We start from the raw sequence: 25,006 nt of genomic DNA on the forward strand, positions 1-25,006 counted from the left end.
GATGCCTTCCGGTGCCGGGCCCCTTCCTGCGTCGGCCTGTTCCGGACCCTCAACCGGAGAAGCCGACGTGCGCGAGCCGCAGTGGGCCGCGCAGTTCGAGGTGGACGTCGTGGACGCCGTCGGCGGTGATGCCGGCGCTCACCGTCGAGTAGTCGTACGGACTCGCATCCGCCGCCCCGGACGTCAGTACGACGAGCACCGGGCCCCCGTCCAGGGACACCTCGATCACGCCGTCGCCGGAGACCGTCGCCGTCACCCGGGTGACGCCGGCCCCGAAGTCGCAGTGCCGGTAGACCAGTTCGCCCGACCCGCCCCGCGCCGGCGTCACCGCATCGCCCGACGCCTTCGTACGGTCGACGATCGCGATGCCGCTCTGCTCGTCGAAGTCGGCCGCGTCCAGGCCGCGTCGGAGGGCCGGGCGCGGGGCGGGCGCCTCGCCGGTCAGGGTCAGGGTCGTACGCAGGCGGATGTCCTCGCTGGAGGCACCGGCCAGGATCTCGTACCGGCCCGGCTCGCGGCACCATCCGCCCCGGGCGACGTCCCAGAAGTCGAAGGCGGACAGCGGGACTTCGAAACTCAGCTCCTGCCGCTCGCCGGGAGCCAGCCGCACCCTGCTGTGCGCCACCAGCTCGCGGCGCGGACGCGGCACCGTCGGGTCGACGGCTCGGGTGTAGAGCTGGGCGACCTCGTCGGCCGTCCCTTCGCCGGTGTTGGTGACCGTGAAGGTGACCGTCACCCCGTGGCCGCCCACCGTCGTCCGCAGGCCGGCGTACGAGAAACTCGCGTACGACAAACCGTGGCCGAACGGGAACAGCGGGGTCCCCTCGAAGTACAGGTACGTCTGGCGGCCGTCGATCACGTCGTAGTCGAGGAGGCCGGGCAGGTCGGCGTCGTCGGCGTACCAGGTCTGCGGGAGGCGGCCCGCGGGGGAGACGTCGCCGGCCAGGACCCGGGCCAGGGCGGTGCCGGCCGCCTGGCCGCCGTGGGACGTCCAGAGCATCGCCGGGATCGCGGCCGGGTCGACGGCGTACGGGTACGCCGACACCAGCGCCAGCACCGTGTTCGGGTTGGCGGCGCGGGCGGCCCGCAGGAGGCGTTCCTGGTGGGCGGGGAGGGCCAGTGTCGTGCGGTCCTCGGTCTCGCGGCCGTTGATGTGGGGGTCGTTGCCCGCGACCACCAGGACCACGTCCGCCCGCGAGGTGACACGCGCCACCGCTTCTTCCCCGGATTCGACGACGACGAGCTCGAAAGCCTCCGGATTCGACTCGGCAACCCTGACGCCGTCGGCGGCGACTGACACGTGGTGACCCGTGCCGAGATGCCGGAGGAGGTGCCCGTTCTCATGCGGTTCCAGGCGGAACGTCTCCTGGACGACCCAGCCTCCGGGCTGGTCGGCGGAGGCGCGGAGGCGGCCGTCCCCGGCGACGGAGAGATAGCGGCCGTCGGGGGCGCGCAGCGTCAGCACGCCCTCGCCCCAGTCGACGAGCGCGAGTTCGGTGCCGGTCGGGCCGCAGGTCAGCGGGGGCAGGTCGGTACGGCCGGCGAGCAGGGCCGGGTCGAGGGCGCCCTCGGCGCCGCGCACCTCGTCGTCGGCCTCGGCCTCGGGGACACGCAGGAAGGTTCCGGCCGAGGTCTTCAGCAGGACGCGGTCGACGCCCTCCGCGAACTCCACCCGCTCCGCGCCGAACCGCTCGTACAGGCCCTCCAGCGGGGTGGAGCGGTGGATGAGCGTGCCGCTGTACCAGTCGAGCTTGCACTCGTCGGCCAGCAGGCCGACCACGGCGATCCGGGTGTCCGGTGCGAGCGGCAGCAGTCCGTCGCTGTTCTTGAGCAGGACGACCGACTGCTCGGCGGCCTCCTGGGCGAGCGCCCGGTGGGCCGGGGTGTCGAAGTCCTTGGTGGGCGCGTGCGGGTCGTACTCCGGGTCGAACTCACCGAGGCGGAAGCGGACCGAGAGCTGGCGGCGGACGGCCGTGTCGAGATCCGCCTCGGTCAGCAGGCCCTGGTCCAGGGCCCCGCGGACCCGCGCGGTGATCTTCGAACTGTCGGTGCCGTGGTCGGTGAAGCTGTCCACCCCGGCGAGGACCGCGGCCGCCGTGGCCTCCTCGTGGGTGTCGAAGTAGTGCTCGGAGTCGACCAGGTTGGACGGCGCACCGGCGTCCGAGCAGACCAGGAGGTCCTCGTCGGTCCAGGTGCGCAGGTGCTCGCGCAGATACGGCGAGACATGGTTGGGGCGGCCGTTGACCAGGTTGTACGCGGGCATCACCCCGGCCGTCGCGCCCGCCTCGACCGTCTCGCGGAAGGCCCGCAGGTCGTATTCGTGCAGGACGCGCGGGCGCACCGACGAGGATGTGACGTCTCGGCCCGTCTCGTTGTTGTGGGCCAGCCAGTGCTTGAGGACGGGGGCGGTGCGCCAGTACGTCGGGTGGTCGCCGCGCAGTCCGCGGGTGTACGCGGTGGCGATGGCCGAGGTGAGCTTCGGGTCCTCGGAGTAGCCCTCCTCGTTGCGGCCCCACAGGGGGTGGCGCAGGAGATTGACGGTGGGGGACCAGACGTTGAGGCCGACCCGGTCGTCGCGGGCGCGCATGGCGCGGGTCTCCTTCGACACCGCTTCGCCGACCCGGCGTACGAGATCGGTGTTCCAGGTCGCGCCGAGGCCGACCGCCTGGGGAAAGACGGTGGCCGGGCCCATCCACGCCACGCCGTGCAGGGCCTCCTGCCCGGTGCGGAACGCGGCGATGCCGAGGCGCTCCACGGCGGGCGTGAACTGGTGCAGAAATCCGATCCTCTCGTCGAGGGTGAGCCGCGACAGAAGGTCGTCGATGCGCTTCGCGAACGGCAGTCGCCGATCACGGAAAGGTGGCGTGGGCGGCGTTTGTGCGGTCACTTGGGGATCCCCTTGTGGTGGAGCGGCGAGACGCTTTCGAAGCGCTTCGATGCTGATTTGGCTCGGGGGTGGGTGTCAAGACATCGGCACCCTTACTTCAAGCAATGCATAAGGAAAGGTCCCTTCCCGCACCTCGGAGGAATCTTGGAAGCGACCCTTGTGCACCCCTGGGTGTTCACTTAACCTCGCAGCAACATCGAAGCGCTTCGACGACGGAGCCCGGTCGGATCTCGTCGCAGTGGTCGGAGGACCGCTTCAGCTCAGCCAGTTCCACTTACGACACCGCAGCCGACGGCCCACCGCCGGGTGTCCAGGTGCGCCATGAAGGGTTGACGCAATGACGCCGAACGCCGACTCAGCCTCCTTTGGAACCAGCCGGAGAAGCTTCCTCGCCTCCACGGCGGTCGCCACCGCAGCGGTGGCCGGTGGGATGCCGCTGCTCGCCGCCTGCGGCGGTTCGGACAGCGGTTCGCGTGAGGGGGCCACGTCGGGCAAGGACGCGAAGAAGCTGCTGCCGACGTACGTGGCGAGCACGGTCGCCCAGCCGGACCTTCCGTCGAAGAACGGTTCGGCGGCCGGCTACACCGGCAAGGTCGATCTCGCCGCCCTTGCCACCTCGGTCCCGGAGAAGCTCGGCACCGGCGCCCCCTTCAAGGTCATGGCCCCGTTCTGGGGCTCCCCGCCGAAGCCCGGCAACCCCTACTACAAGGCGCTGGACGCCGCGGCGGGCACCAAGGTCACCTGGCAGAACCAGGACGGCAACACCTACGGCGAGAAGCTCGGCGCCGTCCTGGCCTCCAGCTCCATACCCGACATGGTGGTCGTGCCGAGCTGGGAACTGGTCGGCAAGATCTCGAACGCGGTCACCGCGAAGTTCATGGACCTCGGCCCCCACCTGGCGGGCGACAAGGTCAAGAAGTACCCGAACCTGGCGGCCATCCCCTCCGACGCCTGGCGCATGGGCATCTTCGGCGGCGCCCTGCGCGGCATCCCGATGCCGGCCGCGACTGCGTCCTTCATCGTGCCCTTCTACCGCAAGGACATCTTCGACAAGAAGGGCTACTCGGTCCCCAAGTCACCCGACGAGTTCCTCAGTTGGGCCAAGGAGGCCACCAGCGCCAAGGCCAAGGTGTACGCCTGCGGTGACATGAACTGGACCGCATGGGGCATCTTCGGCGTCCGCCCCTCCGGGACGCTCGGCTGGGACAGCGCGGACGACGGCAAGCTGACGTACCGAGTCGAGCAGCCCGAGTACCTGGAAGCCCTGGAGTGGACCCGCAAGCTGTTCGACGCGGGCGTGGTCCATCCCGACGACAAAGCGCGCTCGGGCGACGCGGGCAACCGTTTCACCGCCGGCCAGATCCTCGTCTTCAACAACGACATGTCCTCCTGGTACGGGAAGACCACCGAACAGGCCGCGTCCAACCCGGACTTCGAGATCGAGGGCATGGACATCTTCGGCGCGGACGGTGGCAACCCGAAGCTGACCGCGGCCCAGCCCGCCGGTATCTGGTCGCTGATCCGCAAGGGCGCCTCGAAGACGACGATCGAGAACGCGCTGGCCGCCGCCGACTTCGCGGCAGCGCCCTACGGCACCAAGGAGCGGATGCTCGTCGACTACGGCGTCGAGGGCACCCACTACACGGTCAAGGACGGCGTCCCGGTCAAGAACGACCTGGGCAACTCCCAGGTGGTCAACGCCTGGGTGATGCTGGCCGCACCGGCCGCCTACTACGCCCACCCCGACTTCCCCGACGTCGCCCGCAAGCAGGTCGAGTGGCAGCAGCGGATGGGCGCCTTCATGAAGAAGACGTCCACGTACGGCATGAACATCGTCGAGCCGACCCGCTACGCCAATCTCTCCAGCCAGTTCGAGCAGCTGGAGATCGACTACGTGCGGGGCAACCGGAAACTGTCGGAGGTCCAGGCGGCCATCTCCACCTGGAGGTCCTCCGGGGGCGACAAGCTGCGCGACTGGTACAAGGAGCTCATCGACAAGAACGGCAGCGGCAACTGATGTCTCTCACGGCCGGGAGCAGGCCCGACGGGACTCGTCCCCCCGCGGCCGTCGAGGAGCCGACGGCCGCGGTCGCCACCGCCGCGGTGAAGGAGCGGGTGCCGCGCAGGACGAGCAAGGCCGGCAAGGTTCCCTTCCGGATCCGGCTGCGCCGCGATCGCGCGCTCATCCTGATGACGCTGCCCGTCATCCTCCTGCTGCTGCTCTTCAACTACGTCCCGCTGCTCGGCAACGTCGTCGCCTTCCAGGACTACGACCCGTACGTCTCCGGCAACGGCGTCACCGCGATCCTCCACAGCCCCTGGGTCGGCGTGGAGCAGTTCTCGCGGATGCTGGACGACCCGCTGTTCTGGAGCGCCGCGAAGAACACCGTCGTCCTGTTCGTGCTCCAGCTGGTGCTGTTCTTCCCGATCCCCATCGCCCTCGCGCTGCTCATCAACAGCGTGGTGCGGCCCCGGGTGCGGGCCGTGGCACAGGCGATCATGTATCTGCCGCACTTCTTCTCGTGGGTCCTCGTGGTCACCGTGTTCCAGCAGATCTTCGGCGGCGCGGGCATCATCGCCCAGACCCTGGAGAACCACGGGTGGAGCGGCTTCGACCTGATGACCGACGCGGATCTCTTCAAGTACCTGGTCACCGCGCAGGCCGTGTGGAAGGACGCAGGCTGGGGGATCATCGTCTTCCTCGCGGCGCTGGCCGCGGTCAGCACCGACCTGTACGAGGCCGCCGCCATGGACGGGGCGGGGCGCCGGCGGCGCATGTGGCATGTGACGCTGCCCGCGCTGCGCCCGGTGATCGCGCTGCTGCTGGTCCTCAGGGTGGGCGACGCGCTGAGCGTCGGCTTCGAGCAGTTCCTGCTCCAGCGCTACGCAGTCGGTGCGGGGGCCAGCGAGGTCCTGGACACGTACGTGTGGAACATGGGTATCCAGAACGGCGACTTCAGCTACGCGGCCGCGGTCGGCCTCGCCAAGGGAGTCATCGGAGTCTGCCTCGTCCTGGGCGCGAACAAGTTCGCGCACCTGCTGGGCGAGCAGGGGGTGTACAAGAAATGAGCCTCAACACGCAGCTCATCCGCAGCCTCAAGGCCCCCGCCCGCCCCGTGTGGGAGGAGCCGCCCAGCAAGGCCGGACTCACCCTGAAGAGCGGCTTCCTCGCGCTGTGCTGCCTGGGGGTGCTCGGTCCGCTGTGGATCGTGATCGTCACCAGCCTCTCCCCGAAGCCGGTGATCGACCGGGTCGGCGGCCTCGTCGTGATCCCCCAGGGCATCACCTTCGTCAACTACACCGAACTGCTCGGCGGCGGCCAGGTCAGCCGGGCGATCATGGTCTCGGCCGGCGTCACCCTCTTCGGCACGCTGTTCTCGATGACGGTGTCGGTGCTCGCGGCCTACGGCCTGTCCCGGCCGGGGAGTCTGGGGCATCGGTTCTTCCTGATGACCATGATGGCGACGATGTTCTTCGGGGCCGGCCTCATCCCGACGTACCTGCTGGTGCAGTCGCTGGGCCTCACGGACACCTATCTGTCGCTCGTCCTGCCGAGCGCGGTCAGCGTCTTCAACATCCTTGTCCTGCGGGCCTTCTTCATGGGGATCTCACCCGAACTCACCGAGTCCGCCCGCATCGACGGGGCCGGCGACCTGCGGATCCTGCTGACCATCATCCTGCCGCTGTCGCGGGCGGTGCTGGCCGTCATCTCGCTGTTCTACGCGGTCGGCTACTGGAGTGCCTGGTTCAACGCCTCCATCTACCTCAGCGACCAGCAGATGATGCCGCTGCAGAACGTGCTCATCCAGTTGGTCCAGAAGAACACCGAGGCGCCGACCGGCCTTCAGCAGGCGGTCCGCACCGGTGAACTCTCCTCCCTTGGACTGCAGATGGCCGTCATGGTCCTCGCCCTGATCCCCGTCGCCGTAGCGTCCCCGTTCGTCCAGCGCCACTTCAAGAAGGGCATGTTGACCGGCGCGGTCAAGGGCTGACGACCGCACAGCAAGGTCTAGCCGCAGGACCACCGGTTGCTCGCTGTCCCCCACGTAGGCGTCCCCGCCCCCTTGCCAGAACGAGGTTTGCCATGCGCTCGTCCCAGCCCAGCAGACGAACCGTCCTCGCCGGCACCGCGGCCGCTGCCGCGCTCACCGCCGTGCCGTCCATCGCCGGGCAGGCCTCCGCCGCCGAGCCCGACGCCGCTGCCGCCGGCCAGGCGTACCGCTGGCGCAACGCCGTCATGGGCGGCACCGGCTTCGTCACCGGCGTGCTCTTCCATCCCTCCGCCCGCGGCCTCGCCTACGCCCGCACCGACATCGGCGGCGCCTACCGCTGGGACGACCGCGCCGCCCGCTGGACCCCGCTGACCGACCACCTCGGCTGGGACGACTGGAACCTCCTCGGCGTCGAGGCCATCGCTGTCGACCCCGCCCACCCCGACCGTGTCTACCTCGCCCTGGGCACCTACGCCCAGTCCTGGGCCGGCAACGGAGCGGTGTTGCGCTCAGCGGACCGCGGGGCCACCTGGCAGCGCGCCGACCTCGCCGTGAAGCTCGGCGCCAACGAGGACGGACGGGGCACCGGGGAGCGGCTGCTCGTCGACCCACGGGACAGCGACACCCTGTGGCTGGGCACCCGGCATGACGGGCTGCTCAAGTCCACCGACCGGGGCGCCACTTGGGCGGCCGTGACCGGATTCCCGGGTACCCCGAGTGCCACCGGACAGGGCGTCACCCTCCTCGTCGCCGCCGGCCGCACCCTCTACGCCGGCTGGGGCGACGGCGACGGCACGGCGGCCACCAAGAACCTGTACCGGACCGCCGACGGCACCAAGTGGGAGGCCGTCCCCGGTCAGCCCACCGGCACCGCCGCCAAGGTCCCGATCCGCGCCGCGTACGACCGCCACACCCACGAGCTGTACGTGACGTACGCCAACGCACCCGGCCCCAACGGTCAGAGTGACGGCAGCGCGCACAAGCTGTGCACGCTCAACGGGAAGTGGACCGACGTCACGCCCGTGCAGCCCGGCGGGACCACGGGTGACGGTTCGGCCGACACCTTCGGCTACGGCGGCGTCGCCGTCGACGCCCGGCGGCCCGGCACGGTCGTGGTGTCCACCAACAACCGCTGGGCCGACATCGACACCGTGTACCGGACCACCGACGGCGGTCGCACATGGACGTCGTTGAAGGACACCTCCGTCCTCGACGTCTCCGAGACGCCGTACCTCAAGTGGGGTGCCGACAAGCCCAAGTTCGGCTGGTGGATCCAGGCGGTCGCCGTCGACCCGTACGACGCGAAGCACATCGTCCACGGCACCGGCGCCACTCTCTACGGCACGCGCGACCTGGTGCACTGGGCCCCGCAGATCCGGGGACTGGAGGAGACGTCCGTCCGTCAGCTGATCTCGCCGCCGGCCGGGAGGGCGCACCTGATCAGCGGCAACGGGGACATCGGTGTGATGTACCACGAGTCGCTCGCGGCGTCCCCGTCGCGCGGCATGGCCGCCAATCCGGTGTTCGGGACCTCCACCGGGCTCGCGCAGGCCGCGGCCAGGCCGTCGTACGTCGTCCGTACCGGTTGGGGCGACCACGGCAACGGCGCCCACTCGAACGACGGCGGGCAGACCTGGGCGCCCTTCAAGACCCAGCCCGCCATCGCCAAGGACGCGCCGGGGCCGATCGCCGCCAACGCCGACGGCAGCGTGCTGCTGTGGTCCTTCGTGCACTGGGACGGCACCCCCTACCCGGCCCAGCGCTCCGCCGACAACGGCGCCACCTGGTCCGAGGTCACCTCCTTGCCGAAGGGGGCCACGCCGGTCGCGGACCCCGTCGACCCGACGACGTTCTACGCCTTCGACACCGCCACCGGCACGCTCCACGCCAGCACCGACGGCGGTCTCACCTTCGCCGCGCGGGCCGGCGGGCTGAACTCGGGTGACAGGGAGTTCCAGCTGGCCGTGGCGCCCGGCCGGGCCGGGGACCTGTGGCTGAGCCTCAAGTGGAACGGGCTGTACCGCTCCACCGACGGCGGCGCGACCTTCACCAAGGTCGACAGCTGCTGGGCCTCGTACACCCTCGGCTTCGGCAAGGCCGCCCCAGGCGCCGTCTACCCGGCGCTCTACCTGGTCGGCTCCACCGAGAGCAGCACCGCGGTCCACCGCTCCGACGACGAGGCGAAGACCTGGGTGCGGATCAACGACGACTTGCACCAATGGGGCTGGATCGGAGCGGCCGTCACCGGCGACCCGCGCCTCCACGGCCGCGTCTACCTCGCCACCAACGGGCGGGGTGTCCAGTACGGGGACCCGGTCTGATGCCCGACCTGAACGACGCCACCCGCGGCCGCCTTCTCTTCGGCGGCGACTACAACCCCGAGCAGTGGCCCGAGGAGACCTGGCACGACGACGTCCGCCTGATGAAGGACGCCGGGGTCAACTCGGTCACCCTCGGTGTCTTCTCCTGGGCGAAGCTCGAACCCCGGCCGGGGGAGCGGGAGTTCCGCTGGCTGGACCGGCTGATGGACCTGATGCAGGACAACGGCGTCGGCGTCGTCCTCGCCACCCCCACCTCCTCGCCCCCGCCCTGGATGGGCCGGCTGCACCCCGAGACCCTCCCGCGCGACGAGGACGGCCGGACCGAGTGGTGGGGTTCCCGCCAGCACTTCTCCCACTCCAGCGCGACCTACCGCCGCTACGCCGCCGCCATCACCGAGGACCTCGCCGCCCGCTACGCCGGCCACCCGGCCCTGCGGATGTGGCACATCAACAACGAGTACTGCACCTATGACTGGGGCCCCGAGGCCGAGGCTGCCTTCCGCCGCTGGCTCCAGGACAGGTACGGCACGCTCGACGCCCTCAACGAGGCCTGGGGCACCGCGTTCTGGAGCCAGGGATACGGGGACTGGAACGAGGTCCTGCCGCCGCGCCGCGCGCACTACATGAAGAACCCCACGCAGGTTCTCGACTTCAAGCGGTTCACGTCCGACGCGCTGCTGGAGTGCTACCTCGCCGAGCGTGACATCGTCGCCCGGCACAGCACGGACATCCCGGTGACGACCAACTTCATGCCGTTCTGGCAGGGGCAGGACGCCTGGCTCTGGGCCGAGCGGGAGGACGTCGTCTCGGTCGACATCTACCCGGATCCGCGCGATCCGTTCGGCGGGCAGCACGGGGCGCTCATCCATGACATGACCCGCTCGCAGGCCGGCGGCGGCCCCTGGATGGTCATGGAGCAGGCGGCCGGACCGGTCAACTGGCGCGGCGTCAACCACCCCAAGCCCGCCGGCCTCAACCGCCTGTGGTCCCTCCAGGCCGTGGCCCGCGGCGCCGACGCCGTCTGCTACTTCCAGTGGCGGCAGTCCCGGCAGGGCTCGGAGAAGTTCCACTCCGGGATGGTCAGCCACGCGGGCGAGCACGGCCGTACGTACCAGGAGGTCAAGCGGATCGGCGCCGAGCTCGCCCGGCTCGGCGGGAAGGTGGCGGACAGCCGGGTCGACGCCGCGGAAGTCGCCGTACTCCTCGACTGGAACGCCTGGTGGGCGAGCATGCAGGACGGCCGGCTGTCCTCCGAGTTCGACTACCCGCAGGTCGTCCGTGCCTGGCACCGCGCCCTCTGGGAGGCCCACACCGTCACGGACTTCGCCCACCCCGAACACGACCTGTCCGCCTACAAACTGGTCGTCGTCCCCCAGCTGTACCTGATGACGGACGCGGCCATCGACCACCTCGTCGCCTACGTCGAGGGCGGCGGCACCCTCGTCGCCGGCTTCCTGACCGGCGTCGCCGACGAGGACGACCGCGTCCGCCCGGGCGGCATGGACGTACGGCTGCGCGAACTGTTCGGCATCCGCACCCTGCACGAATGGTGGCCGCTCGACGCGGGGGAGAAGGCCGACGTCGAGGGTTTTTACGGCACCCTGTGGTCCGAGGAGATCGAGGCGGCGGACGACGTGGCCGCCGTGACGCCCTACAAGGGGGGCGAGCTGGACGGACTGCCCGCCGTCCTGCGCAAGGGCCGTGCCTGGTACGTCTCCACCCTCCCCGAGCCGCACGCCCTGCGCACACTGCTCGCCGACATCGCGACGGGTGCGGGTGTACGACCGACCCTCGCCGGACTTCCGGCAGGTGTGGAGGCGGTACGGCGGGGTGGGCTGCTGTTCCTTCTGAACTACGGGCGCGACGCGGTCACCGTGTCCGTGCCGGGCCGCCACCACGACCTGCTGACCGGCGCGGACACGACCGACTCCGTGGAGCTGGGGCGGTACGGGGTCGCCGTACTGGAGGCCGTCTCATGAGCGGACCCGTTCACGGCACCTGGGAGCCCGCTCCCGCCACCCGCTGGGAGGACGCCTTCCTGAGCGGGAACGGCCGACACGGCGTCATGGTGTTCGGCGATCCGAACGCCGACCGGGTCATCGTCAACCACCACACCCTGGTCCGCCCCAACGGCGGCGAACACGCCCGTCCCCCCGCCCTCGCCGCCGAGCTCCCGCACCTTCAGGACCGGCTGCTCGCCGGTGACGTCACCGCAGCCGAGCGATTCACCGACGGGCGGGAGCTCCAATGGGTGCAGCCCTTCCACCCCGCGTTCCAGGTGCGGCTGAGCCGCCCGGCCGCCCAGGAGCGCGGGGACTACCGCCGGGAGGCCGACTTCACCACCGGCGTCTGCACGGCCGCGCAAGGCGGTTGGCGGAGCCGGGTGTTCGTCTCCCGCGCCGACGACGTCATCGTCCAGCACGTCACCGAGCCCGGCCTCACGGTCGATGTCACCCTGGACCACCGACTTCCTGGTGCGCCCTACGACTTGGCGGTCGGACACGGTGCCGTCCGCACTCCCGAGGGCGCGCTCCTCACCCTGCGCGCCCGCTACCCCGGCAGCGACCGCTCGTACACGGGCGTCACCCTCGCCGTGGTCACGGGCGGAAGCACCCGCACCTCGCTGCCGGGCCTGCGCATCGAGAACGCCCGCTCCTTGCTGCTCCTCACCCGCGTCCGGCGCCACACCGGCGAGCTGGACACGCTCGTCGAGGCACACGCGTTGCGCGCCCTGCTGCCCGAGTGCGACGAGGACCCGTACGGCCGACTCCTCACCCGCCACACCGACCTGCACCGTCCGGCCTACCTCCGCGTCGGCCTCGATCTCGGCGCCGACGCGGCCGAACGAGCCCTGCCCGGCTCGGACCTGGTGAGCCGCCCCAAGAGCCCCGCTCTCCTGGAACGCCTCTTCGCGGCCGGCCGCTACCACCTGATGTCCGCCGCCGGAATGCTGCCGCCCCGGCTGACCGGCCTGTGGACCGGCGACTGGAACACGGCCTGGTCGGGCGCGTTCACCACCGACGCCAACCTCAACCTCCAGACCGCATCGGCCGCCGCGGCAGCACTTCCGGAGGTGACCGAGGCCCATGCCGCCCTCGTCCACGGCCAGTGGGACCACTGGCGGGACAACGCCCGCGCGATCTTCGGCACCCGTGGCGTCGTGGCTCCCGCCCACACCGACGGCGAGTCCGGCCACCTCTACCACTTCAGCCGCGCATACCCCCTGCACCTGTGGACCGCAGGCGCCGACTGGCTGCTCAAGCCGCTCGTCGACCACGACGAGACCCGCGGCGAAAGGGACCCGCGCACCGCCGCCGCACTCACCGAAGTCGCCCGGTTCTACGAGGACTTCCTCACCCGCACCGACCGCGACGGCCGCCTGATCGTCGTCCCCTCCTACTCACCCGAGAACCGCCCGGCGAACGCGAGCTGGGGCACGATCAACGCGGCCATGGACCTCTCGGCGGCCCGGCACGCCCTGTGCACGGCCGCTCGCTACCACCCGGGCACCCCGGAGGCCGACCGCTGGCACGCCCTCGCCGACCGCCTCCCTCCGCACCGGATCAACGCCGACGGCGCCCTTGCCGAATGGGCCTGGCCGGGCCTGGAGGACACGTACGACCACCGCCACCTCAGCCACCTCCACGGAGTCTGGCCCCTCGACGAGATCACCCCGTACGACACCCCGGACCTCGCGACGGCCGCCCACCGTGCCCTCGAACTGCGCGGCGCGGAGAACGACTCGGCGCACGGCCATCTCCACCACGCCCTCATCGCGGCCCGCCTCAGGGACGGCGAGCGGGTTGCCCACGCCCTCGACCAGGTCCTGGACGGCGACTTCTTCCACGCCTCCCTGATGAGCGCCCACTACCCGAACCGCGACGTCTACAACGCGGACGCCGCGCACACCCTGCCCGCCGTACTGATCGAGATGCTCGTGCAGTCGACCCCGGGCCGGCTGGTCCTGCTGCCCGCCGTGCCGCCCACCCTCCCCAAGGGCCGGCTTCGAGGCGTACGCACCCGGTTCGGCGCGGAGGTCGATCTGACGTGGGGGCCCGGCGGGGCGACCGCCGTCCTGAAACCGTCTCGCACCCTGCGCATCGAACTCCGGACTTCCACCGGCGACGCCCAACCGCTCGACCTCGTCGCCGGAGAAGACCACGTCCTCGGCCTCGGGGCGTGGTAACCCCCGCAACTCCCCCCACCCATGGAAAGGGACACCATGGCAAAGAGCGCACTACGCAAGATCACCATGGCCGTGCTGGCCCCGGCGATGGCCCTCGGTGCCACCGTCGGGCTCGCCTCCGCCCCCGCCTCGGCCGCCGTCTGGAACTCCTGCGACCAGTGGGGCAACACCAGCCTGAACGGCTACACGCTCTACAACAACATCTGGGGCTCCGGCGCCGGCAGCCAGTGCATCTGGGCCAACTCCGGCACCAACTGGGGTGTCTGGGCCAACCACCCGGGCACGGGCGGCATCAAGTCCTACCCCAACTCCAAGAAGGTGATCAACAAGACGATCGCCTCCCTCGGCTCGCTCACCAGCAGTTACAACGTCTCCGTCCCGTCGTCCGGCGCGTACAACACGTCGTACGACATCTGGGACACCGACTACGACTACGAGATCATGCTCTGGGTCAACTACAACGGAGCCGTCGGCCCGCTCGGCACCTCGCAGGGCAATGTCACGCTCGGCGGTCACACCTGGACCGTCTACAAGGGCAACAACGGCGCGAACGAGGTCTTCTCGTTCCTGCGGACGTCCGACTCCACCTCGGGCAGCGTGGACATCAAGCCGATCCTCGGCTGGATTGCCAACACCAAGGGCTGGATGTCCAGCAGCGAGACCATCGGTGACGTGCAGTTCGGCTACGAGATCACCTCGTCGTCCGGCGGGCTCGACTTCGCCACGAACAACCTGACCGTCAGTAGCAGCTGACCCGTCAGCAGGGCCGGGGCCGGTCCGCGTCCCGCCTCAGGCGCGGTCGACCTCGGCCCGCAGCGCGTTGTAGTCCGCGAAGGCGTCCTCGACCTCGGCGCGGGTCAGGCCGTAGCGGGCCAGGTCGTAGCGGTGCGGTCGGGTGCCCTTGGGGCGGGCGACGGCGACGGCCAGGCGGGCGGCCTCGGTGTCGGTCCAGCGTGCGCCGACGGCGTCGTAGAGCTTGGGGGCACCCGTGGCGGGCTCGGCGCCGAGCCAGGAGTACGGGGCGTCGACCACCGTCTCGCGGGGGAGGGCGGCACGGGCCGCGAGGCCGCGTCGCATGGCACGGCTCAGCAGGCCGGACCAGATGGCGCCGATGCCGTGCAGGTCGAGGGGGCGGGTGCTGACGGCCATGCCGTGCTCGATCAGGCTGCAGAAGGAGGCCACGGCGGTGACCGGGTCGCGGTGGCACCACACGATCGTGGCGTCCGGGAACACCGTGTGCAGCGCGTCGAGGTTGCCCAGGTGCAGCGGGGACTTGAGGATCCAGCGGCGCCGCGGACGGCCGTACTGCAGGACCTGGAACACCTGCTTGAGGTACCGGTAGTCGTCGGTGAAGTCCCGCGCGCGGTACCACTCCACGTACTCCGGTATCAGCACCTGCGACAGCGGCATCAGGGCGTGCGGCAGGGCGAAGGTGCACTCCTCGGGGCCCTCGGCGGCCATCGCGTGGATGTCGCGGAAGCGCGGTGCGAACAGGTTGGTTCCCTGGACCATGCGGCGTCCCGCGGTGACCGCCTTCCGGCGCTCGCGGGGCGACGGCTCCAGGCCGGGGGCGAGGAGTTCCCACAGCAGAGGGCTGCGGTGCTCGGCCGAGAGCGACAGGACGGAGTGCGTGACGGTGGTCGCGGTACGCGGCAGGCCCACGACGAACACCGGCTTCTCGATCGGCTCCCGCTCGATCTCCGGGTGCTCGGCGACCAGAGCCCGCACCCGCGCCCGATTCGTGAGATGCCGGCGCACGAAGACCTGAGCGGACTGCCAGCCGACCGGCGTGAGGTTCTCGGCCCTCGCCCACCAGCCCAGCAGCAGCCGGAAGTCGTCGACGAACTGCCGGTCCCCCTTGGCCTCTCCCGCCTCCACGACGATCCGGTCGAAGATCCGGTCGGGACCGCGACGGGATCCGAACCCCGGCCGCAGCAGTTGGTTGGCGAGAGTGAGGGCGAGGGGAGGCGAGGACACGCGGCGACTCTATACCGATGAACTGACGTGCTGGAGCCGGGAGTTGGACGAGCGGCCGAGGGGGTGACCGGAAGACCTCCACCGTCCGGCCACCCCCTCTGGCACGGCTACTGAGCCACCGGCAGCGGTGCCCCGTCCCGCAGAAACAGCGGGATGCGGTCCAGCGGGGCGTCGACCGTCACGGTCGCACCGCCCTCGTACGTCTCCCCGGTCCACGCGTCCGTCCAGCCCGCGCCTGCCGGGAGATACGTCGTCCATGTCGTCGCGCCCGCCGTCAGCACCGGGGCGACCAGCAGATCGCGGCCGAAGAGATAGGCGTCGTCGACCGACCAGGCCGCCGGGTCGTCCGGAAACTCCAGGAACAGCGGCCGCATCACCGGCAGGCCCTCCTCGTGGGCCTCGCGCATGACCTTCAGGACGTACGGCTTCAAGCGCTCGCGCAGCCGCAGGTACTTCTCCAGGATCGGGCGGGCCTCCTCGCCGTACGACCACACCTCGTTCGGGCCGCCGGTCATCTCCGGGCCCAGCGGTGTGCCCGGGTCGCGGAAGCCGTGCAGACGCATCAGCGGGGACAGCGCGCCGAACTGGAACCAGCGGACCATGACCTCGCGGTACGCCGGGTCGTCCGGGTCGCCGCCGTGGAAGCCCCCGATGTCCGTGTTCCACCAGGGGATGCCGGACAGCGCGGTGTTGAGTCCGGCCGCGAGCTGGCGGCGCAGGGTCGGGAAGTCGGTGCCGATGTCTCCGGACCACAGGGCGGCGCCATAGCGCTGACTGCCCGCCCAGGCAGAGCGGTTGAGGGTGATGACTTCCTCGCCCTGTGCCCGCAGGCCCTCGTGGAAGGTGCGGGAGTTCTCGGCCGGGTAGCTGTTGCCGACCTCCGGGCCCGGCCCCGTCCAGTAGCGCAGGTTCTCCTGGAAACCCGGCTTCAGCTCCGGCTCGCAGGCGTCCAGCCAGAAGGCCGTGATGCCGTACGGGACGAGGTAGTTGTCGCGCACCTTCGACCACACGAACTCACGCGCGTCCGGGTTCGTGGCGTCGTAGAACGCCACCTGGACCGTGGAGGCCACCTCCTTGTCGGGCCAGTCGGCGTGTGCCATCGGGCCGTACTGGGTGCCGATGAAGTAGCCGCGCTGCTCCATCACGGCGTGGTTCTCGCTCAGCGGCGACACCGACGGCCAGACGCTGACCACCAACTTGACGCCCAGCTCGGTCAGTTCACGGACCATGGCCGCAGGGTCGGGCCACTCGGCCGGGTCGAACTTCCAGTCGCCGAGGTGCGTCCAGTGGAAGAAGTCGCAGACGATCGCCGACAGGGGCAGGCCCCGGCGCTTGTACTCCCGCGCCACCGCGAGGAGTTCGTCCTGTGTGCGATAGCGCAGCTTGCACTGCCAGAAGCCGGCCGCCCACTCGGGCAGCATCGGCGTACGGCCCGTCGCCGCGCTGTAGCGCCGCTGGCCGTCGGCCGGGCTGCCCGCGGTGATCCAGTAGTCGATCTGGCGGGCCGAGTCGGCGACCCACCGGGTGCCGTTGTGCGCGAGCTCCACGCGGCCGATCGCCGGGTTGTTCCACAGCAGGGTGTAGCCGCGGCTGGAGGACAGGACCGGGATGCCGACCTCGGCATTGCGCTGGACGAGGTCGACGACCAGGCCCTTCTGGTCGAACCGCCCGTGCTGGTGCTGGCCGAGGCCGTACAGCTTCTCGTCGTCGTACGCGGCGAAGCGCTGTTCCAGGCGGTGGTGGCCGTTGCCCACGGCGGTGTAGAGGCGCGGGCCGGGCCACCAGAAGTGGGCGCGCTCCTCGGCGAGCACCTCCTCGCCGCCCGAGGTGCGCAGGAACCGGACCAGGCCCTCGGCGTCGACCTCGACGGTCAGGGCGCCGACGGTCAGCGTGCCCAGCCCGTCCTCGATCTTGACGGCGGACTCCGTGGGCGGGGCGGACTCCAGGAGCGCGCCCGGCAGTCCTTCGAGGACCGGGCCGCCGAGCCGGGCACGCACCCGGACCGCGTCCGGACCCCACGGCTCGACGCGTACGGTCTCCTGGCGGCCGCTCCACTCCAGCGCGCCGTCCCGCTCGCGGAACGTGCCGAGGGTCGGGGACGACTGCGCGAGGCTGACCGTGCCTGGCTGGGGCTGGTTTTCGGCAGGCTGATTCACGAGGTGTGCTCCTCAGGAGGGCAGCGAATGCAGACATGGGGGTGCCCGGCGAGGGCACGGCGGTGCAGCGGTCGGTGGCGGGGAGGGTGGGGGCGGTGAGGTGTCAGTGGGCGGCGGCCGGCGCCGGGCCCGAGCTCGCCCGGACCGTCAACTCGGGCGCGATCAGCAGGACTTCCTCGCTGCCGCGCCCGTCGAGCTTGGCGACCAGCTGCTCCACGGCGTGCCGGCCCATCTCCTGCGCGGGAATGGAGACCGACGTCAGCCGCACCGAGGCCTGGGTGGCCACCTGGTCGGGACAGATGCCGACCACCGACACGTCCTCGGGCACGGCACGGCCCTGCTGGCGCAGCAGCGCGAGCAGCGGCTCGACCGCCGACTCGTTCTGTACGACGAATCCGGTGGTGCCCGGGCGTTCGTCGAGGATGCGGGCGAGGGTGACGGCCATCGCGTCGTACCCGCCGTCGCAGGGCCGGTGCAGCAGCCGGAGCCCCAACTCCTGGGAACGCAGCCGCAGTCCGTCGAGCGTGCGCTCCGCGAAACCGGTGTGCCGTTCATAGACGGCCGGCGCCTCGCCGATGACAGCGATGTCGCGGTGCCCCAGCTTCGCCAGATGCTCCACGCACAACGCGCCGGTCGCCTTGAAGTCGAGGTCGACGCAGGTCAGCCCGGAGGTATCGGCGGGCAGCCCGATCAGCACGGACGGCTGATCGGTGCCGCGCAGCAGCGGCAGCCGCTCGTCGTCCAACTGGACGTCCATCAGGATCATCGCGTCGGCGAGCCCGCTGCCGGTGACACGGCGCACCGCGTCGGGGCCCTCCTCACCGGTCAGCAGGAGGACGTCGTAGCCGTGCGTGCGGGCCGTGGTGGCCACCGCGATGGCGATCTCCATCATCACCGGCACATACATGTCGGTGCGCAGCGGGATCATCAGCGCGATGATGTTGGACCTGCTGCTGGCCAGGGCACGGGCGCCCGCGTTCGGGTGGTAGCCGAGTTCGCGGATGCTCTGCTCGACCCGGTGCCGGGTGGTCGTGGAGATGGACCGCTTGCCACTGAGGACATAGCTCACCGTGCTCGCCGAGACTCCGGCGTGCTGGGCGACCTCGGCGAGGGTGACCATCCAGCTCTCCAAGCTCTAGTGAAGCGCTTCGACAGTGCGCCGATGCGTGCAGGGGCGGGTGTGAAGGTGATTTGACACTAGCTCTGGCGAGGCCGGGTGTCCATAGGTTATCGAAGCGCTTCGACAGCATTCCTCTCCAGGGGCACCGTCCCCCGGACGGCCCTGCCGCCGCAACACCTCTGACCGCGCCCGTTCTCCGGGCGCCGACCGCCTGGACACCGAGGCGGACTCCGTCAACATCGGCCGAACGGACGCGCGCAGGGTGGTGGCCCCGCCCGTAATCGGGTACATACGATCGGGTAGCACCCGTCGGTAACCAAACGGCCCATGATCCCGATTCACGGCGAGGTGAGCCTCATGTCCGCAGCACCCACGAAGCCCACTGTCACTGAGCGTGAGGCACGTCAGGTGGCGGAGGAGGCCCGGCAGCAGGACTGGCGCAAGCCCAGCTTCGCCAAGGAACTGTTCCTGGGCCGCTTCCGACTCGACCTCATCCACCCCCACCCCATGCCCACCGACGAGGCCGCCCAGCGCGGCGAGGAGTTCCTCGCCAAGCTCCGCGACTTCGTCGAGACGAAGGTCGACGGCGCCCTCATCGAGCGCGAGTCGCGCATCCCCGACGACGTGATCGACGGGCTGAAGGAAATCGGCGCCTTCGGCATGAAGATCGACACCAAATACGGCGGGCTCGGCCTCGGCCAGGTCTACTACAACAAGGCCCTCACCCTGGCCGGCTCGGCGTCCCCCGCGATCGGCGTGCTGCTCTCCGCCCATCAGTCGATCGGCGTACCGCAGCCGCTCAAGTTGTTCGGCACCCCGGAGCAGAAGGAACAGTTCCTGCCCCGCTGCGCCCGCACCGACATCAGTGCCTTCCTGCTGACCGAGCCCGACGTGGGCTCCGACCCGGCGCGCCTGGCCACCTCCGCCGTTCCCGACGGGGACGACTACGTCCTCGACGGGGTCAAGCTCTGGACGACCAACGGCGTGGTCGCCGACCTCCTCGTCGTCATGGCCCGGGTGCCGAAGTCCGAGGGCCACAAGGGCGGCATCACCGCCTTCGTCGTGGAGACCAACTCACCCGGCATCACCGTCGAGAACCGCAACGCCTTCATGGGTCTGCGCGGCATCGAGAACGGCGTCACCCGCTTCCACCAGGTCCGCGTCCCCGCCGCCAACCGCATCGGCCCCGAAGGCGTGGGCCTGAAGATCGCCCTCACGACCCTGAACACCGGACGGCTCTCGCTCCCCGCGTCCTGCGTCGCCGCCGGCAAGTGGTGCCTGAAGATCGCCCGCGAGTGGTCCGCGGCCCGCGAGCAGTGGGGCAAGCCGCTCGCCCACCACGAGGCCGTCGGCTCGAAGATCTCCTTCATCGCGGCCACCACCTTCGCCCTGGAGGCCGTCACCGACCTGGCCTCGCAGATGGCCGACGAGGACCGCAACGACATCCGCATCGAAGGCGCCCTCGCCAAGCTCTACGCCTCCGAGATGGCCTGGACGATCGCCGACGAACTGATCCAGATCCGCGGCGGCCGCGGCTTCGAGACGGCCGAGTCGCTCAGGGCGCGCGGCGAGCGCCCGGTCGCCGCCGAGCAGGTCCTGCGCGACCTGCGCATCAACCGCATCTTCGAGGGCTCGACGGAGATCATGCACCTCCTGATCGCCCGCGAGGCCGTCGACGCCCACCTCTCGGTCGCCGGTGACCTCATCGACCCCGACAAGTCCCTCCAGGACAAGGCGAAGGCAGGCGCGAACGCCGGCGTCTTCTACGCCAAGTGGCTGCCGAAGCTGGTCGCCGGCCAGGGACAACTGCCGTATTCGTACGGTGAGTTCAAGCGCGGCGTCGACCTCTCCCCGCACCTTCGCTACGTCGAACGCACGTCCCGCAAACTCGCCCGCTCCACCTTCTACGGCATGTCCCGCTGGCAGGGCCGCATGGAGACCAAGCAGGGCTTCCTGGGCCGTGTCGTCGACATCGGCGCCGAACTGTTCGCCATGAGCGCGGTGTGCGTGCGCGCCGAGCACCTGCGCGGCCAGGGCGAGCACGGCCGCGAGGCCTACCAGCTCGCCGACGCCTTCTGCCAGCAGGCCCGCCTGCGGATCGAGGAGCTCTTCGGCCGCCTGTGGTCCAACACCGACGACCTCGACCGCAAGGTCGTCAAGGGCGTGATGTCGGGCACGTACGAGTGGCTGGAGCAGGGCATCGTCGACCCGTCGGACGACGGCGCCCCCTGGATCGCCGACGCGACGCCGGGCCCCAGCGAGCGGGAGAACGTGCACCGTCCGATCAGGTGACCGACGGTTCGAGGGCCTGAGAAGCCGTGAGGGGTCACTGCTCGCAGTGACCCCTCACCATCCTGTTACCTGCCGGATGGGGATGCCCTGTCCTCCCTGTCAGCCCTTCCGGCCACAATGGGGGAATGAGCGACAGTCCAGCCCCACTCGCCGACCCGCATCTGGTCTACGACCCCGTAGCGGGCGACGGCCCCAAGGACGTGGTGATCCTCGGCTCCACCGGCTCGATCGGCACCCAGGCCATCGACCTCGTGCTGCGCAACCCCGACCGGTTCCGGGTCACCGCCCTGTCCGCCAACGGCGGCCGGGTCGCCCTCCTCGCCGAGCAGGCGTACCGGCTGAAGGCGCAGACCGTCGCGGTCGCCCGCGAGGACGTCGTACCGGCGCTGCGGGAGGCCCTGCAGGCCCAGTACGGCACGGGGGAGCCGCTCCCCGAGATCCTCGCGGGCCCCGAGGCGGCCACCCAGGTCGCCGCCTCCGACTGCCACACCGTTCTGAACGGCATCACCGGCTCCATCGGCCTCGCCCCCACCCTCGCCGCCCTGGAGGCGGGCCGCACACTCGCGCTCGCCAACAAGGAGTCGCTGATCGTCGGCGGCCCGCTGGTCAAGGCGCTGGCCAAGCCCGGGCAGATCATCCCCGTCGACTCCGAGCACGCGGCCCTGTTCCAGGCCCTGGCGTCCGGGTCGCGGGCAGATGTACGGAAGCTGGTCGTCACGGCGTCCGGGGGCCCGTTCCGGGGCCGTACGAAGGCGGACCTGGCTCAGGTGACCGTCGAGGACGCCCTGGCCCACCCCACCTGGGCCATGGGCCCAGTGATCACGATCAACTCCGCGACCCTCGTCAACAAGGGCCTGGAGGTCATCGAGGCACACCTCCTCTACGACATTTCCTTCGACCGCATTGAGGTGGTCGTGCATCCCCAGTCGTATGTTCACTCGATGGTTGAGTTCACCGACGGATCCACGATCGCCCAGGCGACGCCCCCCGACATGCGCGGGCCGATCGCCATCGGCCTCGGCTGGCCGGAGCGCATCCCCGACGCCGCGCCGACGTTCGACTGGAGCAAGGCGTCGACGTGGGAGTTCTTCCCCCTCGACAACGACGCGTTCCCCTCGGTCGATCTGGCGCGTCATGTGGGCGAGCTCGCGGGCACGGCACCGGCGGTGTTCAATGCGGCAAACGAGGAGTGCGTCGAGGCCTTCCGGGCCGGCGCGCTGCCGTTCAACGGGATCATGGAGACCGTGACCCGGGTGGTGGAGGAGCACGGCACCCCGCGCGCGGGAACTTCGCTCACCGTCGCGGACGTCCTCGAAGCGGAGACCTGGGCCCGCAGGCGGGCACAGGAACTGGCGGCACACACGGCGGAGGCCCGTGCATGACGACCCTGATGTTCATCCTCGGCATAGTGCTGTTCGCGGTCGGGCTGCTCGCCTCGATCGCCTGGCACGAGCTGGGCCACCTGTCCACGGCCAAGCTGTTCGGCATCCGCGTGCCGCAGTACATGGTCGGCTTCGGCCCCACCATCTGGTCGCGGAACAAGGGCGAGACCGAGTACGGCATCAAGGCGATCCCGTTCGGTGGCTACATCCGCATGATCGGCATGTTCCCGCCGGGCCCGGACGGCCGCCTGGAGGCCCGCTCCACATCCCCCTGGCGCGGCATGATCGAGGACGCCCGCTCGGCCGCGTTCGAGGAGCTCAAGCCGGGTGACGAGAGCCGCCTCTTCTACACGCGCAAGCCGTGGAAGCGGGTCATCGTGATGTTCGCGGGCCCCTTCATGAACCTCATCCTCGCGGTGGCCCTGTTCCTCACCGTGCTGATGGGCTTCGGCATCCAGCAGCAGACGACCACCGTGAGCTCGGTCTCCCCGTGCGTCATCGCCCAGACCCAGAACCGCGACGAGTGCAAGGCCTCCGACCCCAAGTCGCCGGCCGCCGCCGCGGGCATGAAGGCCGGCGACAAGATCGTCTCCTTCGCCGGGGTACCGACCGAGGAGTGGAACTCCCTCTCCGACCTCATCCGCGACAGCGCCGGCAAGGAGGTGCCGATCGTCGTCGACCGCAAGGGCGAGCAAGTGACCCTGCACGCGAAGATCGCCACCAACTGGGTCGTGAAGAAGGACGCGAGCGGGGCCTACGTCAAGGACGACTACGTCCAGGCCGGCTTCCTCGGCTTCAGCGCCGCCACCGGCGTCGTCAAACAGGACTTCGGCGACTCGGTGACCTGGATGTCCGACCGGGTCGGCGAGGCCGTCGACTCCCTCATCGCCCTGCCCTCCAAGGTCCCCGCCCTGTGGGACGCGGCCTTCGGCGACGGCGAGCGCGAACCGGACTCCCCGATGGGCATCGTCGGCGCGGCGCGGGTGAGCGGCGAGATCGCGACGCTGGACATCCCGGCGTCGCAGCAGCTGGCCACGTTCGTCTTCCTCCTGGCCGGCTTCAACCTCTCCCTCTTCCTCTTCAACATGCTCCCGCTGCTGCCGCTCGACGGCGGCCACATCGCGGGCGCCCTGTGGGAGTCGCTGCGCCGCAACACGGCGAAGGTGCTGCGCCGCCCGGACCCCGGTCCGTTCGATGTGGCGAAGCTGATGCCGGTGGCCTACGTGGTGGCCGGAATCTTCGTCTGCTTCACGCTGCTCGTGCTCGTGGCGGACGTGGTTAACCCAGTCAGAATCTCCTAGTCACATGGAGTTCGAGGCGGCCCGGGATCGCATGTCCTGGGCCGCCTTCCATTGAGTGGGTTTACGGGCGGTGATGTGCTGGGCTGAGGCACGGTGCCGTAATCTCGAAGCCTGGGGCCCGCTGCTGACGGGACCGGACCTTGATCCACGACTTGGGGTTGCACAGCAGATGACTGCGATTTCTCTCGGCATGCCGTCCGTTCCGACCAGGCTCGCCGAGCGCCGGCGGAGCCGCCAGATCCAGGTCGGCACCGTGGCGGTCGGCGGAGACGCGCCGGTCTCGGTCCAGTCGATGACGACGACGCGTACGTCCGACATCGGGGCCACTCTCCAGCAGATCGCGGAGCTCACGGCCTCCGGCTGCCAGATCGTGCGCGTGGCCTGCCCGACGCAGGACGACGCGGACGCGCTCGCCACGATCGCCCGCAAGTCCCAGATCCCGGTGATCGCGGACATCCACTTCCAGCCGAAGTACGTGTTCGCGGCGATCGAGGCCGGCTGTGCGGCGGTCCGTGTGAACCCCGGCAATATCAAGCAGTTCGACGACAAGGTCAAGGAGATCGCGCGGGCCGCGAAGGACCACGGCACCCCGATCCGCATCGGCGTCAACGCCGGCTCGCTGGACCGCCGTCTGCTCCAGAAGTACGGCAAGGCGACGCCGGAGGCGCTCGCCGAGTCGGCGCTGTGGGAGGCGTCGCTCTTCGAGGAGCACGACTTCCGGGACATCAAGATCTCGGTCAAGCACAACGACCCGGTCGTGATGGTCGAGGCGTACCGGCAACTGGCCGCCCAGTGCGACTACCCGCTCCACCTCGGCGTGACGGAGGCGGGCCCGGCGTTCCAGGGCACGATCAAGTCGGCCGTGGCCTTCGGCGCCCTGCTCTCCCAGGGCATCGGCGACACCATCCGCGTGTCCCTCTCGGCCCCGCCGGTCGAGGAGGTCAAGGTCGGCAACCAGATCCTGGAGTCCCTGAACCTCAGGCAGCGCGGCCTGGAGATCGTGTCCTGCCCGTCCTGCGGCCGCGCCCAGGTCGACGTCTACAAGCTCGCCGAGGAGGTCACGGCAGGCCTCACAGGCATGGAGGTCCCGCTCCGCGTGGCCGTCATGGGCTGCGTCGTGAACGGCCCGGGCGAGGCCCGCGAGGCCGACCTCGGTGTCGCCTCCGGCAACGGCAAGGGCCAGATCTTCGTCAAGGGCGAGGTCATCAAGACCGTCCCCGAGTCCAAGATCGTCGAGACCCTCATCGAAGAGGCCATGAAGATCGCCGAACAGATGGAGGCGGACGGCGTGGCGAGCGGCGAGCCGTCGGTGGCGGTGGCGGGCTGACCGCAGCGACTCGGCGCCGGTCCGGGCATTTCAGCCCGTCCGGCGTTTGAGGACGAGGCCGTTCA

15 protein-coding genes are annotated in these 25,006 nt (G+C 70.4%); 11 read left to right on the forward strand and 4 right to left on the reverse strand.

Going from position 1 to position 25,006, the window contains the following annotated elements:
• Positions 1-49 precede the first annotated feature (49 nt).
• Complete coding sequence (locus ACZ7L5_RS36550; RefSeq protein ID WP_471522443.1) at positions 50-2,887, reverse strand: glycoside hydrolase family 3 C-terminal domain-containing protein; 2,838 nt, start codon at positions 2,885-2,887, stop codon at positions 50-52.
• Between the two features lie 337 nt (positions 2,888-3,224).
• Between ACZ7L5_RS36550 and ACZ7L5_RS36555 the strand changes: the two genes are divergently transcribed.
• The 7 genes from ACZ7L5_RS36555 to ACZ7L5_RS36585 all read left to right on the forward strand — a co-directional run bounded on the left by ACZ7L5_RS36555 (position 3,225) and on the right by ACZ7L5_RS36585 (position 14,139).
• Positions 3,225-4,904: an extracellular solute-binding protein gene (locus ACZ7L5_RS36555; RefSeq protein ID WP_471522445.1), complete on the forward strand. Its 1,680-nt coding sequence runs from the start codon at positions 3,225-3,227 to the stop codon at positions 4,902-4,904.
• Positions 4,904-5,956 (forward strand): ABC transporter permease, encoded by a 1,053-nt coding sequence (locus ACZ7L5_RS36560; protein WP_471522447.1) that lies wholly within the window; start codon positions 4,904-4,906, stop codon positions 5,954-5,956. Before ACZ7L5_RS36555 ends, ACZ7L5_RS36560 begins: the two co-directional genes overlap by 1 nt.
• Positions 5,953-6,879 (forward strand): carbohydrate ABC transporter permease, encoded by a 927-nt coding sequence (locus ACZ7L5_RS36565; protein WP_471522449.1) that lies wholly within the window; start codon positions 5,953-5,955, stop codon positions 6,877-6,879. The genes ACZ7L5_RS36560 and ACZ7L5_RS36565 overlap by 4 nt, the downstream gene beginning before the upstream one ends.
• A gap of 92 nt (positions 6,880-6,971) precedes the next feature.
• The gene (locus ACZ7L5_RS36570; RefSeq protein ID WP_471522451.1) at positions 6,972-9,200 is read left to right on the forward strand and encodes a WD40/YVTN/BNR-like repeat-containing protein; all 2,229 of its coding nucleotides are present in this window, start codon (positions 6,972-6,974) and stop codon (positions 9,198-9,200) included.
• Positions 9,200-11,179 carry a beta-galactosidase gene (locus ACZ7L5_RS36575; RefSeq protein WP_471522453.1) on the forward strand — a complete coding sequence of 660 codons (1,980 nt, stop codon included), beginning with the start codon at positions 9,200-9,202 and terminating at the stop codon, positions 11,177-11,179. Before ACZ7L5_RS36570 ends, ACZ7L5_RS36575 begins: the two co-directional genes overlap by 1 nt.
• Positions 11,176-13,386: a glycosyl hydrolase family 95 catalytic domain-containing protein gene (locus tag ACZ7L5_RS36580; protein ID WP_471522455.1), complete on the forward strand. Its 2,211-nt coding sequence runs from the start codon at positions 11,176-11,178 to the stop codon at positions 13,384-13,386. Before ACZ7L5_RS36575 ends, ACZ7L5_RS36580 begins: the two co-directional genes overlap by 4 nt.
• A gap of 36 nt (positions 13,387-13,422) precedes the next feature.
• Positions 13,423-14,139 (forward strand): glycoside hydrolase family 12 protein, encoded by a 717-nt coding sequence (locus ACZ7L5_RS36585; RefSeq protein ID WP_471522457.1) that lies wholly within the window; start codon positions 13,423-13,425, stop codon positions 14,137-14,139.
• A gap of 36 nt (positions 14,140-14,175) precedes the next feature.
• Here the strand turns inward: ACZ7L5_RS36585 and ACZ7L5_RS36590 are convergent, their stop codons facing one another.
• The 3 genes from ACZ7L5_RS36590 to ACZ7L5_RS36600 all read right to left on the reverse strand — a co-directional run bounded on the left by ACZ7L5_RS36590 (position 14,176) and on the right by ACZ7L5_RS36600 (position 18,639).
• Entirely contained in the window at positions 14,176-15,363 is a 1,188-nt protein-coding gene (locus ACZ7L5_RS36590) for a sulfotransferase family protein (protein ID WP_471522459.1), read from the reverse strand.
• Positions 15,364-15,470: 107 nt separating this feature from the next.
• Positions 15,471-17,519 (reverse strand): glycoside hydrolase family 31 protein, encoded by a 2,049-nt coding sequence (locus ACZ7L5_RS36595; RefSeq protein WP_471522461.1) that lies wholly within the window; start codon positions 17,517-17,519, stop codon positions 15,471-15,473.
• A gap of 103 nt (positions 17,520-17,622) precedes the next feature.
• Positions 17,623-18,639 carry a LacI family DNA-binding transcriptional regulator gene (locus tag ACZ7L5_RS36600; RefSeq protein WP_471522463.1) on the reverse strand — a complete coding sequence of 339 codons (1,017 nt, stop codon included), beginning with the start codon at positions 18,637-18,639 and terminating at the stop codon, positions 17,623-17,625.
• A 357-nt stretch (positions 18,640-18,996) separates the two neighbouring features.
• Here ACZ7L5_RS36600 and ACZ7L5_RS36605 point away from each other — a divergent pair, with 357 nt between their 5' ends.
• The 4 genes from ACZ7L5_RS36605 to ispG all read left to right on the forward strand — a co-directional run bounded on the left by ACZ7L5_RS36605 (position 18,997) and on the right by ispG (position 24,941).
• Positions 18,997-20,931 carry an acyl-CoA dehydrogenase family protein gene (locus tag ACZ7L5_RS36605; protein WP_471522465.1) on the forward strand — a complete coding sequence of 645 codons (1,935 nt, stop codon included), beginning with the start codon at positions 18,997-18,999 and terminating at the stop codon, positions 20,929-20,931.
• 125 nt (positions 20,932-21,056) lie between these two features.
• Entirely contained in the window at positions 21,057-22,313 is a 1,257-nt protein-coding gene (dxr, locus tag ACZ7L5_RS36610; protein ID WP_471522467.1) for a 1-deoxy-D-xylulose-5-phosphate reductoisomerase, read from the forward strand.
• Positions 22,314-22,321: 8 nt separating this feature from the next.
• Positions 22,322-23,614, forward strand: coding sequence for a M50 family metallopeptidase (locus tag ACZ7L5_RS36615; protein ID WP_328884302.1), 1,293 nt, complete (start codon positions 22,322-22,324; stop codon positions 23,612-23,614).
• A 169-nt stretch (positions 23,615-23,783) separates the two neighbouring features.
• Positions 23,784-24,941 carry a flavodoxin-dependent (E)-4-hydroxy-3-methylbut-2-enyl-diphosphate synthase gene (gene ispG, locus ACZ7L5_RS36620; RefSeq protein ID WP_363048894.1) on the forward strand — a complete coding sequence of 386 codons (1,158 nt, stop codon included), beginning with the start codon at positions 23,784-23,786 and terminating at the stop codon, positions 24,939-24,941.
• The last annotated feature ends 65 nt before the right edge of the window (positions 24,942-25,006 follow it).

This window comes from Streptomyces sp. NPDC107528 (assembly GCF_055639295.1).

Coding starts and splice junctions, on each gene's coding strand:
- ACZ7L5_RS36555 (WP_471522445.1), top strand. CDS start 3,225: ATGACGCCGAACGCCGACTCAGCCTCCTTTGGAACCAGCCGGAGAAGC.
- ACZ7L5_RS36560 (WP_471522447.1), top strand. CDS start 4,904: ATGTCTCTCACGGCCGGGAGCAGGCCCGACGGGACTCGTCCCCCCGCG.
- ACZ7L5_RS36565 (WP_471522449.1), top strand. CDS start 5,953: ATGAGCCTCAACACGCAGCTCATCCGCAGCCTCAAGGCCCCCGCCCGC.
- ACZ7L5_RS36570 (WP_471522451.1), top strand. CDS start 6,972: ATGCGCTCGTCCCAGCCCAGCAGACGAACCGTCCTCGCCGGCACCGCG.
- ACZ7L5_RS36575 (WP_471522453.1), top strand. CDS start 9,200: ATGCCCGACCTGAACGACGCCACCCGCGGCCGCCTTCTCTTCGGCGGC.
- ACZ7L5_RS36580 (WP_471522455.1), top strand. CDS start 11,176: ATGAGCGGACCCGTTCACGGCACCTGGGAGCCCGCTCCCGCCACCCGC.
- ACZ7L5_RS36585 (WP_471522457.1), top strand. CDS start 13,423: ATGGCAAAGAGCGCACTACGCAAGATCACCATGGCCGTGCTGGCCCCG.
- ACZ7L5_RS36600 (WP_471522463.1), bottom strand. CDS start 18,639: ATGGTCACCCTCGCCGAGGTCGCCCAGCACGCCGGAGTCTCGGCGAGC.
- ACZ7L5_RS36605 (WP_471522465.1), top strand. CDS start 18,997: ATGTCCGCAGCACCCACGAAGCCCACTGTCACTGAGCGTGAGGCACGT.
- dxr (WP_471522467.1), top strand. CDS start 21,057: ATGAGCGACAGTCCAGCCCCACTCGCCGACCCGCATCTGGTCTACGAC.
- ACZ7L5_RS36615 (WP_328884302.1), top strand. CDS start 22,322: ATGTTCATCCTCGGCATAGTGCTGTTCGCGGTCGGGCTGCTCGCCTCG.
- ispG (WP_363048894.1), top strand. CDS start 23,784: ATGACTGCGATTTCTCTCGGCATGCCGTCCGTTCCGACCAGGCTCGCC.